Source organism: Streptomyces macrolidinus, from assembly GCF_023887685.1.
In the GTDB taxonomy this organism is placed as follows: Bacteria; Actinomycetota; Actinomycetes; order Streptomycetales; family Streptomycetaceae; genus Streptomyces; species Streptomyces macrolidinus.
The window spans coordinates 1-13,974 of record NZ_JAMWMR010000038.1 but is presented as its reverse complement, the minus strand read 5'-3'; the positions used below and the strand labels follow the sequence as shown (position 1 = coordinate 13,974).

At 68.2% G+C, this 13,974-nt stretch carries 14 protein-coding genes; 7 read left to right on the top strand and 7 right to left on the bottom strand.

All coding sequences use genetic code 11. From position 1 onward, the window contains the following. The first annotated feature begins 457 nt into the window (after window positions 1–457). On the top strand, window positions 458–1,213 hold the full coding sequence (locus NGF19_RS27725; RefSeq protein ID WP_252428314.1) for an MgtC/SapB family protein: 756 nt from the start codon (window positions 458–460) through the stop codon (window positions 1,211–1,213). A 482-nt stretch (window positions 1,214–1,695) separates the two neighbouring features. On the opposite strand, the gene NGF19_RS27715 is transcribed toward NGF19_RS27725, so the two are convergent. Continuing rightward, window positions 1,696–2,319 (bottom strand): DinB family protein, encoded by a 624-nt coding sequence (locus tag NGF19_RS27715; RefSeq protein WP_252428313.1) that lies wholly within the window; start codon window positions 2,317–2,319, stop codon window positions 1,696–1,698. A 270-nt stretch (window positions 2,320–2,589) separates the two neighbouring features. Here NGF19_RS27715 and NGF19_RS31220 point away from each other — a divergent pair, with 270 nt between their 5' ends. From NGF19_RS31220 to NGF19_RS27705, 3 genes are read left to right on the top strand one after another with little or no spacing between them, the layout of a single operon-like run. Next, window positions 2,590–2,784: a transposase family protein gene (locus NGF19_RS31220; protein ID WP_372505952.1), complete on the top strand. Its 195-nt coding sequence runs from the start codon at window positions 2,590–2,592 to the stop codon at window positions 2,782–2,784. Beyond that, window positions 2,739–2,996: a hypothetical protein gene (locus tag NGF19_RS27710; protein WP_252428312.1), complete on the top strand. Its 258-nt coding sequence runs from the start codon at window positions 2,739–2,741 to the stop codon at window positions 2,994–2,996. The genes NGF19_RS31220 and NGF19_RS27710 overlap by 46 nt, the downstream gene beginning before the upstream one ends. Further along, window positions 2,977–3,192 (top strand): DUF2625 family protein, encoded by a 216-nt coding sequence (locus NGF19_RS27705; protein WP_252428311.1) that lies wholly within the window; start codon window positions 2,977–2,979, stop codon window positions 3,190–3,192. Before NGF19_RS27710 ends, NGF19_RS27705 begins: the two co-directional genes overlap by 20 nt. A 10-nt stretch (window positions 3,193–3,202) precedes the next feature. On the opposite strand, the gene NGF19_RS31215 is transcribed toward NGF19_RS27705, so the two are convergent. The 4 genes from NGF19_RS31215 to abc-f form a co-directional block, all read right to left on the bottom strand. Continuing rightward, the gene (locus tag NGF19_RS31215; protein ID WP_372505950.1) at window positions 3,203–3,397 is read right to left on the bottom strand and encodes a hypothetical protein; all 195 of its coding nucleotides are present in this window, start codon (window positions 3,395–3,397) and stop codon (window positions 3,203–3,205) included. A 500-nt stretch (window positions 3,398–3,897) separates the two neighbouring features. Continuing rightward, window positions 3,898–5,196 (bottom strand): erythromycin esterase family protein, encoded by a 1,299-nt coding sequence (locus NGF19_RS27700; protein ID WP_252428310.1) that lies wholly within the window; start codon window positions 5,194–5,196, stop codon window positions 3,898–3,900. Window positions 5,197–5,289: 93 nt separating this feature from the next. After that, window positions 5,290–5,943 (bottom strand): CatB-related O-acetyltransferase, encoded by a 654-nt coding sequence (locus NGF19_RS27695; protein WP_372505941.1) that lies wholly within the window; start codon window positions 5,941–5,943, stop codon window positions 5,290–5,292. A 150-nt stretch (window positions 5,944–6,093) separates the two neighbouring features. Further along, window positions 6,094–7,713, bottom strand: coding sequence for a ribosomal protection-like ABC-F family protein (gene abc-f, locus NGF19_RS27690; RefSeq protein ID WP_252428309.1), 1,620 nt, complete (start codon window positions 7,711–7,713; stop codon window positions 6,094–6,096). A gap of 153 nt (window positions 7,714–7,866) precedes the next feature. Between abc-f and NGF19_RS27685 the strand changes: the two genes are divergently transcribed. Next, window positions 7,867–8,514 carry a TetR/AcrR family transcriptional regulator gene (locus NGF19_RS27685; RefSeq protein ID WP_252428308.1) on the top strand — a complete coding sequence of 216 codons (648 nt, stop codon included), beginning with the start codon at window positions 7,867–7,869 and terminating at the stop codon, window positions 8,512–8,514. Window positions 8,515–8,914: 400 nt separating this feature from the next. Continuing rightward, window positions 8,915–9,874 carry an NAD-dependent epimerase/dehydratase family protein gene (locus tag NGF19_RS27680; RefSeq protein WP_372505939.1) on the top strand — a complete coding sequence of 320 codons (960 nt, stop codon included), beginning with the start codon at window positions 8,915–8,917 and terminating at the stop codon, window positions 9,872–9,874. Window positions 9,875–10,371: 497 nt separating this feature from the next. Here NGF19_RS27680 and NGF19_RS27675 read toward each other — a convergent pair whose 3' ends face one another. After that, window positions 10,372–11,064, bottom strand: coding sequence for a maleylpyruvate isomerase family mycothiol-dependent enzyme (locus tag NGF19_RS27675; protein WP_252428306.1), 693 nt, complete (start codon window positions 11,062–11,064; stop codon window positions 10,372–10,374). 678 nt (window positions 11,065–11,742) lie between these two features. Here NGF19_RS27675 and NGF19_RS27670 point away from each other — a divergent pair. Next, window positions 11,743–12,195, top strand: coding sequence for a hypothetical protein (locus NGF19_RS27670; RefSeq protein WP_252428305.1), 453 nt, complete (start codon window positions 11,743–11,745; stop codon window positions 12,193–12,195). A gap of 264 nt (window positions 12,196–12,459) precedes the next feature. Here the strand turns inward: NGF19_RS27670 and NGF19_RS27665 are convergent, their stop codons facing one another. Next, complete coding sequence (locus tag NGF19_RS27665; protein WP_252428304.1) at window positions 12,460–13,758, bottom strand: HEAT repeat domain-containing protein; 1,299 nt, start codon at window positions 13,756–13,758, stop codon at window positions 12,460–12,462. Window positions 13,759–13,974 lie beyond the last annotated feature (216 nt).

The window sequence follows — 13,974 nt, the reverse complement described above, 5'->3', positions numbered from 1 at the left end:
GCGGCGCGCCTCGGCCCGGCACGCGGGCCAACCGACTGGTAGTCCCGGAAGACCCCTGGCGGACGAGGAGGGGCCAGGTCGAGTCGTGTCACCACTCCGGCTTCCAGGAATGGCTCGTCGTCCGCCGCGGCGCAGCGGTGTGCGTCGCGACCAGCGGGTGCTGGGGGTGGAGGATGCAATTCCAGTCGCCGTGGAAGCGGTGCCGCGTGATCGGCAAGGCGGCAAACTCGTCCTCGCTGCTGTTCCAGGCGGACGTGTCCGGTTCGTGTTTCGGGCCGTTTCACAATCTTGCCGGGTGGACGCGTCCAGATCCCAGGGGTGAGGAACGTCCCTTGTCAGGCTGTTCCGGGTATGGCCCCCCTACGATGGCGAGCAGCGGGTTGACATGGCATCAGGCGGCCGTGGCTGGTCGCCGGTCAGCGCCGCGAGCCGTGCGAGGAACTGACGGGAGGGGACTGTGCATTCGAGTGCATCGCAGCTGTGGAACCCGAGCAGCGGCCAGGGCCTGCGGCAACTCGCCGAGCTCGGCCTGGCCCTGCTGCTGTCGACCCTGATCGGCCTGGAGCGGGCGTTCCAGCAAAAGAGCGCCGGTCTGCGCACCCACGCGCTGGTAGGCGTCGGCGCGGCGCTGTTCATGGAGGTCTCCCAGCACGGCTTCGCCAATGTGCTGGGCCTGCCGAACGTCGTCCTTGACCCTTCCCGGGTGGCGGCGCAGATCGTCACCGGCATCGGTTTCATCGGCGGCGGGCTGATCTTCGTACGGCGGGACATCGTGCGCGGGCTGACCACAGCCGCGACGATCTGGCTGACCGCGGCCGTTGGAATGGCATGCGGCGGCGGGCTGTGGCTGCTCGCCCTCGCCGTCGCCGCAGCACACTTCCTCATCGTGCGCGGCTACCCGCTGCTCACCCGCCGCTTCCCGGCCATCTCCGCCCCCGAACAGACCGATCTGCAACTGTCCTACCTGCCCGGCTACGGAGCCCTCCCCCGCATCCTGGAACGCTGCACCACCGAAGGATTCCGCGTACTCAACGTCCGGATCGACCGCGCACCCTGGCAGGAAGGCACCGAAGAGACCGCGCTCGACGCCGGCACCACCGAGGTACACCTGTTCATCGAAGGCACCGGCAACGTGCACCACCTCCTGGCCGAACTCGCCGAACTCGACGGAGTCCTCCGCCTCGGAGGCCCCGAACCCGAAGGCCCCTACTGAAAGCCCCGCCGACCCGACTTGATCCAGGGTGTGGGTACGGCCCGTGATCAGTACGAGCATTGCGCTCGTGCTTGGTGCCGCACCGGACAACAGTTGACGGCAGGCCGAGGCGGTACGGTCGTGCCATGCCTTGCGTTTGGCGGGCGTCACGAGGAGTGCGCGGGTGGTGCCGATGCGCGTCATCCATCCGGTGGGGAGTGCGTGGGCGCACAGGGCGGTGCCCACTGCTTCGGCCAGGTAGGGACGGCGCTCGGTCCAGTCGAGGCATGCGCGCATCGGTGGCCGGGGTGAGCCGGTGAGCACCGTGATGCCGGTCTCGGCCGGCCAGAGGGCGCCCTTGCCGTCACGCCCCGAATCTCTTTACGAACCCGTCGTCCGCGGAGTCTCACACGCAACTGACCACGATGGCAGCGCAGGCACAGGACTCTCCGATGATCACAGGGCATTGCCATGCCATAACCGCGAAACCATGCCGGTCTCTCTTACCGACCAGCCTCACCTGCCGCCGATCTGCGTGACTTCCAAGCCCTGATCGATACGGCTGACCTGGCGGCCTGCTCGATCCTCGCGCAGTAGGCCGCACGGGCTTCCTCGTCGATCTGCTTCTCGAATTCCGCGCGCAACCCGGTCCGGCCATCGAGACCCTCGCGCAGGATATCGGCGTGCCCGGCATGCCGGACGGTCTCGCCAAGAACATGAACCATGACAGCGAACAAGTTCGTGTCGGCATAGCCCTCCGACCACCACGACACGTGGCCTGGGGCGTCGAGGGGAAGCTCGTTGATCGTCGCGTCCGAGTGCTCCCATGTGCGCCGGTAGAACCCGATGATCTGATCGCGGGTCTCGTCCTCGGTCGCCCACAGATCGCTTCCGTTGGAGTCCTGCCACCGAGGCAACGGTTCCGGGGAAGGACGGTCGAAGACCTCGCCGAAGTACCTGGCCTCGACGCTGGCCACGTGCTTGACCAGGCCGAGGAGGTTGGTCCCGGTCGCCGTCAACGGCCGACGGACGTCGTATTCGGACAAGCCGTCGAGTTTCCAGAGCAGCGCCTCGCGGTCCCGCCGCAGTCTCCCGTGCAGGTTGTCCTTCGCGAATTCATCGATCATGCGGCATGAGCCTGCCATGGGCTACTCATGGCCTCAAGGTTCCGTACATGGACCGCAACGACCGGCAGAGCCGAGCCCCGGCCATGGCCACCACCCTGACCCGCCACAACCACGAAACTCGGCTCTGGCGCTGATCTCGTGATGCTGCCGGTGTCAGCGGCGGCTGTGATCATGGCTCGCGTGTCCTTCGCCGAGATTCGAGGTTTTGTTCCCTCATCTGGCCAATGTCGTGGTGGAGTTGGTCGAACAGGTCACGGCTGAGTGGTCACGATGCATGTGCGGGCCCACTCGGCCGGTGCGGATTGTCCGCACTGCGACAGTGCGTCGAGCCGGGTGCACGGCCGGTACATACGACGGCTCGCGGATGCCGCGGCCGGTGGCGCCGACGTGGTGATCGAGCTGCTGGTTCGACGGTTCAAGTGCCCGAACCCATCGTGCCAGGCGGTGACGTTCGCCAAGCACTGACCAGCGCGTATGCCCGCTACACGCCACCGGTGCGTGAGCAGTTGACCTCGATCGCTCTCGCGCTGGCCGGCCGCGCGGGAGCCCGGCTCGCTGAAGTGCTGGGCCTGCACGTCGCCAAGGACACCCTGTTACGTCTGGTCCGCGCCGCACCGGAAGAACCCGTCGGACAGATCCGCGTCCTCGGAGTTCTACGTGGGGCTGCGCTGGCATGACTGGCAGGGCGAGGCATCCCGGCTGACGCCAGGCCAAGGGATCTCCGTCTTCCCGTTTCTCTGGTCGAAGGAATCCCAAGCGGATCTCGCGGCCACGAGCCGAAAGCCGGTACCGATGGCGGAACTCCTCGGCTTGAACGGGGACTTCTGCGCCCAGATGGGACTGCCCGGTCCGGGCTTCCTGGGGTCCGTGTAGCCGGACCGCATCACTGTCCACAATCCCGATCAGAAACGAGTGAGATCCATCCTTCGACGACGCGGACCCTGCGGCCGATCGCCCGCGGATGCATGGCCAGCAGGGTCTCGCCGCGGGCATCGGCAACGGTGGAGTGCAGCACGACCTGCGACTTCGTGGCCCGGATCTCGACGAGCCGGCGGGGACGGACCTGGCGAGCGGGCACTGAGTAGAGGTTGCCGCCCAAGGCGACCAGGCAGTCCTTGCCGACCGGCCCGCAGGTGCCGCTCGGCCACCAAATGCGGAGTCGGGGGAAGGGACTTGAGGGCCCGTGGTCCCGGCCGGCTCGTTCGCCGATGACTTCCCGGTGTGTCTTGTGGATCTGGGACCTGCGTCGCGGCGCTCCTGTCCTTCTCCCTGGCCCGGATCATGCTGCTCCCGCCCCACGATGTAGCGCCCCTTCCTCGAAGCGGCCCTGCTGGTCGCCCACTTCGCGGTGGTTCTTCGCAGCGTGCCGCCCCCTCCACACCGCGTGCGAGCGGGCCTCCCGGTGTGCGATGGGCGGCGGCTCAGACCGGGGCCGATGAAGAGGTCGACGTGCGGGCGCCAGGGCTGGCCATGGTGACACGTTGCCGATCAGTCGGCGGCGGGCTCGGTACCCGGGACGGTGAGGGTGTGGGTCCGGGGCTGATTACTCGGCCTCACCGCCCGGGTCATTGCCCTGTCTCACATGTTCTTGAGGTCGGCAACGGTGGAGGTCGGGGTGTGGAGGATGGCGTCGAACGCCTCGAGGATGGGGGTGTGGAGGTAGGCGCTCTGGATCCGGATGCGGTCGGGGCCCGGGGCAAGGTCGGCGTTCTCTTGGGCTGCCCGCGGACGTGCCTGGTGGAGATCGGCGATGCTGAGCCCGAGTTCGGCGTCGGCGAAGGCGGCTTCGATGCTTCCCGGCTCGGCCGGCTCCAGCGCGGTGGCGTCGATGGTGAAGCCGAAGGGTGTGTTCTCGTCGCGGGGCATGTCCGCGGTATGTCCGGTGGTGCTTGCCAGGCCGAGGGCGACGTACTCATCACCGAGCGCGCGGTGCAGGTGCTGTCCCATGGGGAGTCCCGTGAGGTGGCCGTCGAAGGACACCGGTGTCTTCTGGATATGGGCGTTGTGAGCCGCCAGTACGACGCGGGTCCCGGGTTCGAAGCGGTCCAGGTGCCACAGGACCGACTCGGCCATGTAGACATCACGGGCCGAGGTGTCTGCGGTCAGCCCCTTGCCTGCGAAGAGGTCGGCCATGGCGCGGAAGGTGTAGTCGGCGCGGCAGGCGCCTTCGAGTCGGCGCACGGCAATGTCGTAACTGCGCTGGTCGCCACGGGAGACGTACAGCGGTTCGACGGAGCGGAACCGGATGAGCAGGCGCGTCAGGGTCGCGCTGAGGGCGTCCTGTTCGGCGGTGGCCAGGCGGGCCCACGCGGGCGCGGCGACGGCCCCGGAGCCACCTGCGAACGATTCCGCGATCCGCATCGCCTCCTGAATGAGCGGCAGGGTTTCGGGGTCGATCCGGCGCAGGTAGTCGGCGACCGGGGCCAGGGCGGGAAGCAAGGACCCACCGGCCGCCGGGATGTCGACGCCCGCGAACCGCACGGGCGTTGAGGCGGTGCGGTTGTGCCGGCGTATCCAGCGCAGCGGCTCGTCGACTCCCACGGGTACCGTCCCGGCGAGGTGCGCGGACAGGTCGTCGTCCGTCCCCTCGCCCTGGGCCCACGCGTCAAGGGCGAAGCCCTCGCTGAAGCCGTACTCGAAGGCCAGGACGGTGAATCCGCAGCGCTCGGCCAGGAACCGCAGGATGCGCTCGCGCATGGCTGCGAACTCATTGATGAAGTGGGAACTCTCACCGATCGCGACGACACGTGCGTCGCCGATGATGGCGCGCAACGGCTCCAGATCGTCGAGTGGTGCCTCGGGATCGAGGTGGTCCAAGGGGACGGCGTGGGTGCGGAGCCAGTCGGCGAACGGGTTGTGGTGGGGTGAAGCAGGCATGCTGACAGCTCGATTCTCGGTGCCGGGATCGGGGATCGGGGATCGGGGACAGGAGAGCGGGTTGGCGCGCGGGGAGTTCTGGACCGGGTTCGTTCAACGGCCCGTGTCGCTGAGGGGTGTTGGGGCCGGAGGTGTCTTCTCGACGTGCCTGGGCGCCGCGTTCTCCAGGTCGTCGATGCTGCCGGACATGATCGTGCGGATGTGTTCGGTGATGTGCTGGAGCGGCCAGTCCCACCAGGCCAGGGCGAGGAGGCGGTCGATGTCGGCATCGCTGTAGCGGCGGCGGATGAGCCGGGCGGGGTTGCCGCCGACGATGCCGTAGTCGGGGACGTCGTCGACGACGACGGAGCCGGAAGCGATGATAGCGCCGTGGCCGATGCGGACCCCGGGCATCACCATGGACCGGTAGCCGAACCAGACGTCATGGCCCACCACGGTGTCGCCTCGTCCGGTCAGGCCGGTGATGAGATCGAAGTGCTCGGACCAGGAGCCGCCCATAATCGGGAAGGGGAATGTGGAGGGGCCGTCCATGCGGTGGTTGGCGCCGTTCATGATGAACCGCACGCCCTCGCCCAGCGCGCAGAACTTCCCGATGACCAGCTTCTCCGGCCCGTAGTGGTACAGCACGTTGCGGGTCTCGAAGGCGGTCGGGTCATCGGGGTCGTCGTAGTAGGAGAAGTCTCCGACCTCGATCAGAGGCGAGGTGATCAGTGGTTTCAGCAGCACCACCCGCGGCTGTTCTGGCATCGGGTGCACCACGGTCGGATCGGCGGGAACAGGCGGCAGCACGAATTCGTCCTTCCTGCGGAATGTCTACGGCACGTCTACGGAATGTCTAACGAATGTCTACGGCACGTCTCCGGGATGTCTGCGGGATGTCTGCGGGTCCGGTGGACCTCAGCACGTGGCGGCGGCCGTCTCAGTCGTCTGCAAGGCGAGTTGGGCGCCCTGCCAGTGCCGACGCAGCCGACGGTCATGGCTGACGATGACGAGCGTGCCGTCGTACCCGGTCAGAGCGGTTTCCAGCTCCTCGACGAGGGCGGGCGAGAGATGGTTGGTGGGTTCGTCGAGCAACAGGATGTCCGATGGCGCACTGAGCAGTCGTGCCAGGGCCAGACGCTGCAACTGCCCGGTGGACAGTCGGCCCACCGGCATCGTGAGCTGGTCGTGGTCGAACAGGCCGAGGGACAGCAGTTGTTCGGCGTGTTCGGCGGCCTCTCCTGTCCGGCCGCGGGCGAAGGCGGCCAGCACGGTCTCGGCCGGTTGCCCGGGTCGTGGTTCCTGGGGGAGGTAGCCGATCCTGCCGCGGCAGGTGACGCTCCCGCTGTCGGGAGTGACGTCCCCGGCCAGGACACGCAGCAGCGTACTCTTGCCCGCTCCGTTCGGCCCTGTGATCAGCAGGCGTTCGCCCGCCGTGACGGACAGGCCGGTGGGGGCGAGCCGGTCCGTGACGGCGATGTCGGCGGCGTCGAGTACGACGCCTTGCAGGCGGCGGGTCCGCAGGACGGGGGTGAAGCGCAGCGGCTCCGGCGGAGGCGGGACCGGGTCGGCCAGGAGGCGGCGCAGGCGTTCCTCGGCGTTGCGTACCCGGCTGGCCAGCGATTGCTGCACGCGCCCGCCCGCCCGGTCGTAGGCCAACTTGTTGCCGTCCTTCATCGGACGGCCCGGGGCCACCTGGCGGGCGGTGGTCGCGGCGGCCTCGCGGAGCCGGTCGACGTCGGCCCGCCACTGGTCGTACTCCTGGGCCCAGCGCTGCCGGGCAGCCGCCTGCTCGGCGAGGTAACCGGCGTAGCCGTTGCCGTACCGCACGACGCGATGCGTATCGGCGTCCACCTCCAACAGGCTGGTGGCAATCCGTTCGAGGAAGACCCGGTCGTGGGAGACCGCCACGGTGGTGCCCCGCCGTGCGCGGAGGTGTTCTTCCAGCCAGCTCAGGGCACTGTCGTCGAGATGGTTGGTCGGCTCGTCCAGCAGGAGCACCTCGGGCGCCGCCGCCAGGCAGGCCGCCAGTCGTAACCTGACCCGTTCTCCACCGGACAGGCTGCCCACCGTACGGTCACGGCCCACCAGCCCCAGGCCCAGTCCGTGCAGAGCGCGTTCCACGCGGGCGTCGGCGTCATAGCCGCCACGCAGTTCGAAGACCGTCATCAGCTCGCCGTACTCGTCCATGCCCGCTTCGTCACCGTCGGCCATGGCGGTCTCCAGCCGGCGCATGCGCTGCTCGACCGCACGCAGATCGCTCAGCCCCCGGTCGATGACCTGCTGGACCGTCGCCTGCGACGGCAGTTGCTCGTCCTGGGCGAGATAGCCGACCCCGCCGGCCGCCTGGACGACGACCTCGCCCTGATCGGGCCGTTCACGCCCGGCCAGCAGGCGCAGCAAGGTGGTCTTGCCCGATCCGTTCTCACCGATGATGCCGGTGCGCTCGCCCACGGCGAGCGAGCAGGTCACCGAGTCGAGAACGAGCCTGCCGTTGAAGGACTTGCTGACGGCGAGCGCAGTGATCTGTGTAGGCATACGGGAGCTCCAAAGCGATTCGAGAACGAGGCGGCCGTCGAAGGTCGCGCGGCCAGGCGAACGCTTGGGAGAGCCATCGATCACTCCACTAGTGCGACAATCGTTGCTTTAAACAGCCTGCCATAACGACGACACCCCGAGCAAAGGAATTCCGTGACTGCCGCAGACCTAGGACCGGAAGGCACCCGTCCGCCACCGACCCGCCGCCGGCCCGGTGGCCGCACCGCCCGTATCCGTCAGCAGGTGCTCGACGCGGTCGTCGCCGAGCTCGGCGAGCACGGTTATGACGGGCTCACCACCGACGCCGTCGCCGCCCGCGCGGGCGTGCACCGCACCACGGTGTACCGGCGCTGGGGAGATGTCGGTGGCCTGCTCGCCGACGTCTTCGACGCGGCGTCCGACGACGACTGGCAGCCACCGGACACCGGCTCACTGGAGAGTGACCTGGCAGCACTGAACCAGGAGATCCACGCAGCCCTGACCGCACGGCCGTCGGTCGTGACAGCGCTGATCGCCGCCTCGTTCCGCTCCGAGAAGGCCGCCCAGGCCCAACAGCGACTCTGGGAGGACCGGTACGCACGCTGCGAGGTCATCGTCAGCCGGGCTGTCCGGCGCGGCGAACTACCACCGCGTACCGACGCCAGGCGACTGCTCGTCGCGGCCACCGCACCGCTGTACCACCAACTCGTGCTCCTCCGCACGACCCCCGACCCCCACATGCCCGGCCAGGCGGCCAGAACCGCCGCCCTCGCCGCAGCCGCCGGCGCCTTCACCGAGCCCCCGTCAACACGCGGTGCCTGAGCGAGACTTCATCGGCTCCGCGCTGCGTGAGCGGTGGTGGTGCACATATCTCTGTACTTGGTGCGGCACTCCTGGGGGCGGCGGGAGGGTGTGGGAGGCATCGCCAGCGCGCGGTGGCCCGGTACTGCGGCCGTAGACCGTGATCTCGCTTGCCCTGGACCGGACATGTGGTGCCTCACTGCTGTCGACGCCCGTGATCGTCTTCTGCTAGGTTCGCCTGCGCCAGAGCAGTGCCATGTCAACGCGTCACCGAGGGGCGAGGTTATGGCTGCCGGGAGCGAGTTCCGTCACGTCCCTGACCGGGTCGCCGACTGAGCCGGCTTCTGCCGCCGGCGGCCCGGACCGCTTCACAACTCCGGAGTTCGTCAACCATGCAAAGCATGACCCCCGCCCACTGAGCTTGCTCGTACTGGGTGGCACGCGTTTCCTGGGCCGCACCCTTGTCGAGGCCGCACTGGCCGAGGGGCACCACGTGACGCTGTTCAACCGCGGCCGGACCGCGCCCGAGCTCTTCACCGAGGCCGAGACCGTCATCGGCGACCGCACCACCGACCTGTCCGCGCTCGGTGACCGCTGCTGGGACGCCGTGGTCGATGTCGCGGGCTACGAGCCCGAGGTGGTCCGCCGTTCAGTCACGGCCCTGGGCGAGCGCGTGGGCCGGTACGTCTTCGTCTCCTCCTTGTCCGTTCTCGCCGACCAGGCGACCGTGCAGAACGAGGACGGCACCCTGCTCGTCCTCAGCGAAGACCTGCCGCCACACCAGCTCTACGGTGCCCGCAAAGCCGCCTGCGAACGGATCGTTCTCGACGCGTACGGCGACCGCGCCGGCATCATCCGCCCCGGCATGATCGACGGACCGCACGACCCGACCGACCGCTTCCCCTACTGGCCACGGCGCTTCCAGCGGGGCGGCCGGGTACTGCTGCCCGGCGACCCGGCCGACGCAGCCCAGTTCATCGACGTCCGCGATGTCGCGGCCTGGATCCTGCGGTGCATCACGGGACAGCGCGGCGGCGTCTACAACACCACGGGCCGCACCCTGCCGTTCGGCGAGTTCTTCGCCGCCTGCCAGGCACTGGTGAACCCCGGTGCGGAACCGGTCCGGGTCAGCACCGAGAAGCTGCTCAGGGCCGGCGTCGACCCGTGGATGGGCGTCCCCCTGTGGATCGGTGACCCCGACTGCGGAGCGATCAACCGCGTGGACATCTCTCGCGCCCTGGCCGCCGGTCTGACACACCGTCCACTCGCCGAGACCATTGCCGACACACTCGCCTGGGACACCGCCCGCGGTGGACCGGCCGTCGACGACGAAGGACTCACCGCAGCGGAGGAGCAGCGGCTGCTGAGCGAGCTGACATGAACTGGCACGGTGTGATCCCACATTGAGAACGGGACGGTCCCGGGCGGGCAATGCCACAAGCAGCCCACCCGGGATCGGTCCCCGCTCTTCTCGGTGCCCAGGTTTCGCCGCTCGGCAATAGGCGTGTCGGCCGGCCTACCGCCCGGAGTTGACACCCTCACGTGATCAACGCGCCTCCCACGGATGATCTCGTGATCGTGGAGGCACTGGTGTCAGTTCCTGCACCAGAGCGGCGGCATCCGTGAATCTGTCAGCGGAGTCGAAGGCACCCGGCCGTGGTCGATGACGGAGGGCAAACGGGCCCTGGAGCCGTACGCTGCTGGAGGTCACTCAGTGTCTCCAACCGGTCGAACTCCTCGGCGATTCAGGGAAGTTGAATACGAGAGCCCGCCAGGAGACGGCCGCCTAGCGGTGCTCGCCGCAGCGCGGGTGCACGTCGACCCCGTTGCCGCGCACTGAGGAGTTGAACAAGGCGGCCCAACCAGTACCAACCCCCGTCAAGGTGTCAGCGGGCCGGAGAGAGTCGCGGCTCCCGCCGCGCGGTCTCCGGACCACGAGACTGTCGGGTCGTCGGCGGACAGTCGGCCCCAGAGCAAGAGCAGTAGTCGCTCCGCCGTGCCGGAGATCTCGGCCACAGGCTCGCCTGGACCGTAAGTCCAGGACTGGCCGATGTCCGTGGCGCGGAACCGAAGTGCATGGCGCGGTGGTTCAGCCCGCCCGCGTGCGATCTGACGCGGAGCCATGGTGTCGAAGACCTCCGCCACGCCATCTGCCGCGAGCTCCGGTCCAAGGGGGAGAGCCTCTCCCATGGCGTTCTGCGCGTCCCACCGGTGGATCAGCGTCTCCTGAGCGCGTCGCCGCTGCCAGAAGCCCACGGTGTGTGGCGGGTAGAAGGTCCACGCCTCGACGGCCGGATCGGTGTCCAGCACGGCCAGCAACTCGTCTGCCGAAGCGTCGAACCAACGCCGCACCTCGGTATCGACGCGCGGTGCGGGCGGAGCCTCGTAGTCGCTGCGCTGGTCGGTGACCGCCGCGGCAGCCCAGCGGTTGCCCTGGCCCATGTGCTCGGCCAGGTCGCGAAGCGTCCAGTCCCCGCAGTGGGGCACGGGCACACTCAGGTCGTGCTCGAGACAGGCGCTGAATGCAGCAGACTCCTGGCGCAGCAACTGGAGGTAGGGAAGCGAAGCCATGGGCTCACATTACCCAGCTTCCCGTGTCCGACGCGCACACACCCTGCTTGCACCCTCGCCCCTCAGATCACCAGTCGGCTGTCTCTCCAGGGGTGAGCTGCGGCGCGAACTCCCCTGGGGCCACGGGATGTTCAGATCTTGCCGTCCGTCTGCGGTGCGGTTACCGATATCCGACAGGGGTCTCATCCGGCCGTCCTCTGAGAACGTGCCGGGCACTCCGGGTATGCGCTCGTGCTGTTCAACACCCGCTGCTTCCCGTTCGTGTGTCACCACATCAACGTGCTCTGCCGGTACTCCTTCCAACTCCCCGACCTACCTGGCGGAATGCGCCCCTGCGCGATCCGGACCCCGCCGAGGATCGAGTCCCGCGCGGCTCTCGCCGGGCACCTGAGCAGTGGCGTGTCCGAAGCCTGGTGGGTCGGGTCTGGAAGCGGCCGACACGGCGGACACCCAAACCAAGCCAACAAGCTTGCGAAGATGGACAGTTGGAGGGGCTGGGCTGGGTTGGGGCGTATACTGTGCATGGCAGATTGCGCCTGCCGGCTCCGAGTCATGGTGGCCCACGTCCACCCTGACGGCGAAGACAAGGTTCCCCGAATCGCGCAGCAGTGTTCCGCCAGGTCATTCGAGTATCCGCGGCGGGGTGGACGTGGGGCGTCCCGCGAAATGGAGCACACGATGACCACGGACCGTCGCCGCAAGGCTGAGATTCGCGCCCTCCAGGCAGCCACCGGAGCCACGTATCTGGTGGCCCGTCGACAGATCGTTGCCTTGGACGAGGTGATGCAGCAGCATCCGCAGCTCACCTCCTTCGGTATCGGCGTCTTCGACCCTCGACGCAAGACGGCCGAGCAGCGCCGGACTGAACTCGCCGCCGGTCGCGAGGAGTTGGTCGGGCGCGTGGCCATGGTGATGGAAACGGCCGCGTGGCTGCGCGAGAGCATCACGCCGATCAAGACGCCCACCGTCAGCAGCTACACCGTGAAACACGTGATGGAGCGGGTGACCGGCAGGTACGTCACCAATGGCGAGTGCATCGCCGCCGCTCTTCTCACTGGCTACACCTTCAAGTACGCGCAGCCGAACGTGCTGTTCGGCATGAGCACCCGGGATCTGAAGCGGATGAACTGAGTTGCTGCTGGTCGCGGCCTTCACGAGCGGGAGTTCAACGAGCGCAAGGAGCATCTGCGTGACTTCGGAGCCACCAGCATCGAAGTGTTCGAGGTGCGTGATGACCACACTGGGCAACCCGACATGAACGAGGCCGGTAACGGTTGAGGCTGCACACGCCAAGAGAGTGCACACACTCACGCGAACTGTGCCGCGTCACGGCAGGCTGGAGTGCATGCCGTCCAACGACCGCCCTGAGGCCGAGCATGACCGGCCGGACAAGTCCTAGATGTCCAGTACGCTGCTGAACGGCCCGTGGCCGATGCCCTCTTCTGTGATGGCGAGCCAGCCATGGCCGCGCATGATGGTGTGGGCTCCGACCGCGGCCGGGTCGGTGGACAGTATCCCGGCGACCCGGTCGATGCTGGACTCCTGGGTCGCGTTCGGTTCCGAACCGTCGTCGAAATCAACGTCAAAGTCGAGGTCGAAGTCCGGGTCGTCCTCGCCCGGGCCCTCGTTGAGTGGCCTCTCCCAGTCCAGGGGTTCGCCCCTCCACTCCGGATTCCCGTAGCGCGTGTAGCTGCGGCGTACCGTGCCGTTGAGGGCGAGTGCCCAGATCGTGGAGTCGGTGTGGTCGTCCTGGAGGAAGTAGTGGGCCTCGCCGCAGGCGGCGCTGATACGGGAGATGAGTTCGTCGACGCCCCAGTGCATCTTCCACAGTGGTGTGTCGGCGTAGACGAGGCGCCAGCCGTCGAGTTCAGGTGTGATGAACACCCGGTATACCGAGCGGTAGTTACCGTCGGTTCCTTTTACCAGGGTTTCGTCGTGTTCCATGGCAGAGAGTCCCATGGAGATCGTGCAGGGTCTTCTGTCGTGGAGGCCCAGGGCGTCGAAGAGGCGTTCGTAGGTGGCGCCGGGGACGGCGAGCCAGCGCTGGTCGGGGAGGCGTTGGGGTGCGTCCTGGGCGGTCTTCAGGCGGACGAGTCGTTCCAGGGTGTGCTGGTCCCGTTCGTCGAGTTCGGCTTCGCCACCGATGAGGAGCAGGGCTCTCAGTGCGGGCCTGCGCAGGTGGGCGGGGCCGCGGCGGCGGATGTCCCGCAGGAGGGGGACCGTCTGGCGGCCGATGGCCCGGACCGTCGTCTCTGCCTGAAGACTCGTGTAGCCGTCCTGGTTCTTCAGGAGCGGGATGACGTCCGTGATGGTGCAGGCGGCGGCCTCGCCGAGGTTCTGCAGGCCTCCCAGCGCCTCGTACCGTATCTCCTTCGTGGGGTGCGACAGGGCTGCCACGTATTGCGGAAGGCAGCGTTCGTCGAAGCCGCGCAGTACCTGGCCCAGTTCCCGCCGTTCGGGCACCTCCGCTGCCCTGGCGCGGGCTGCCACCACGGCGTCGAAGGCAGCGGGTCCTATCAGGTGCAGGGCATCGCTTACGCCTCGCATCGCCTGTCGGCTCACCGTGCCCAGCGCCGCGACCAGTTCGGGCGCGGCAGCACCGCCTGGCTCGGCCAGGCGGTGCGCGGTCTGCGTCGTCAACTCCTTGTCGTCCGCGACGCGTTCGAGTTCGGCGATCAGCGCTTCTTGATCCATTCGGCCGACGATAGCCGAGGCCCGAGACACCCGCGGCCCAGCACCACTCCCCCACTGACACCGCCCCTGGCCGGCACGGCGCCGTCGTAGGCGCACAAGATGCCGCCGATCGGGCTGTACCTGCCGATCGGCGCGTACCGCCCGTATTCCGAGCGGCTGCGGCAGCAGTCCGAGGGCATGACCTGGCGGTTCAAGACCCGTGGGCAGTGGCGGGAG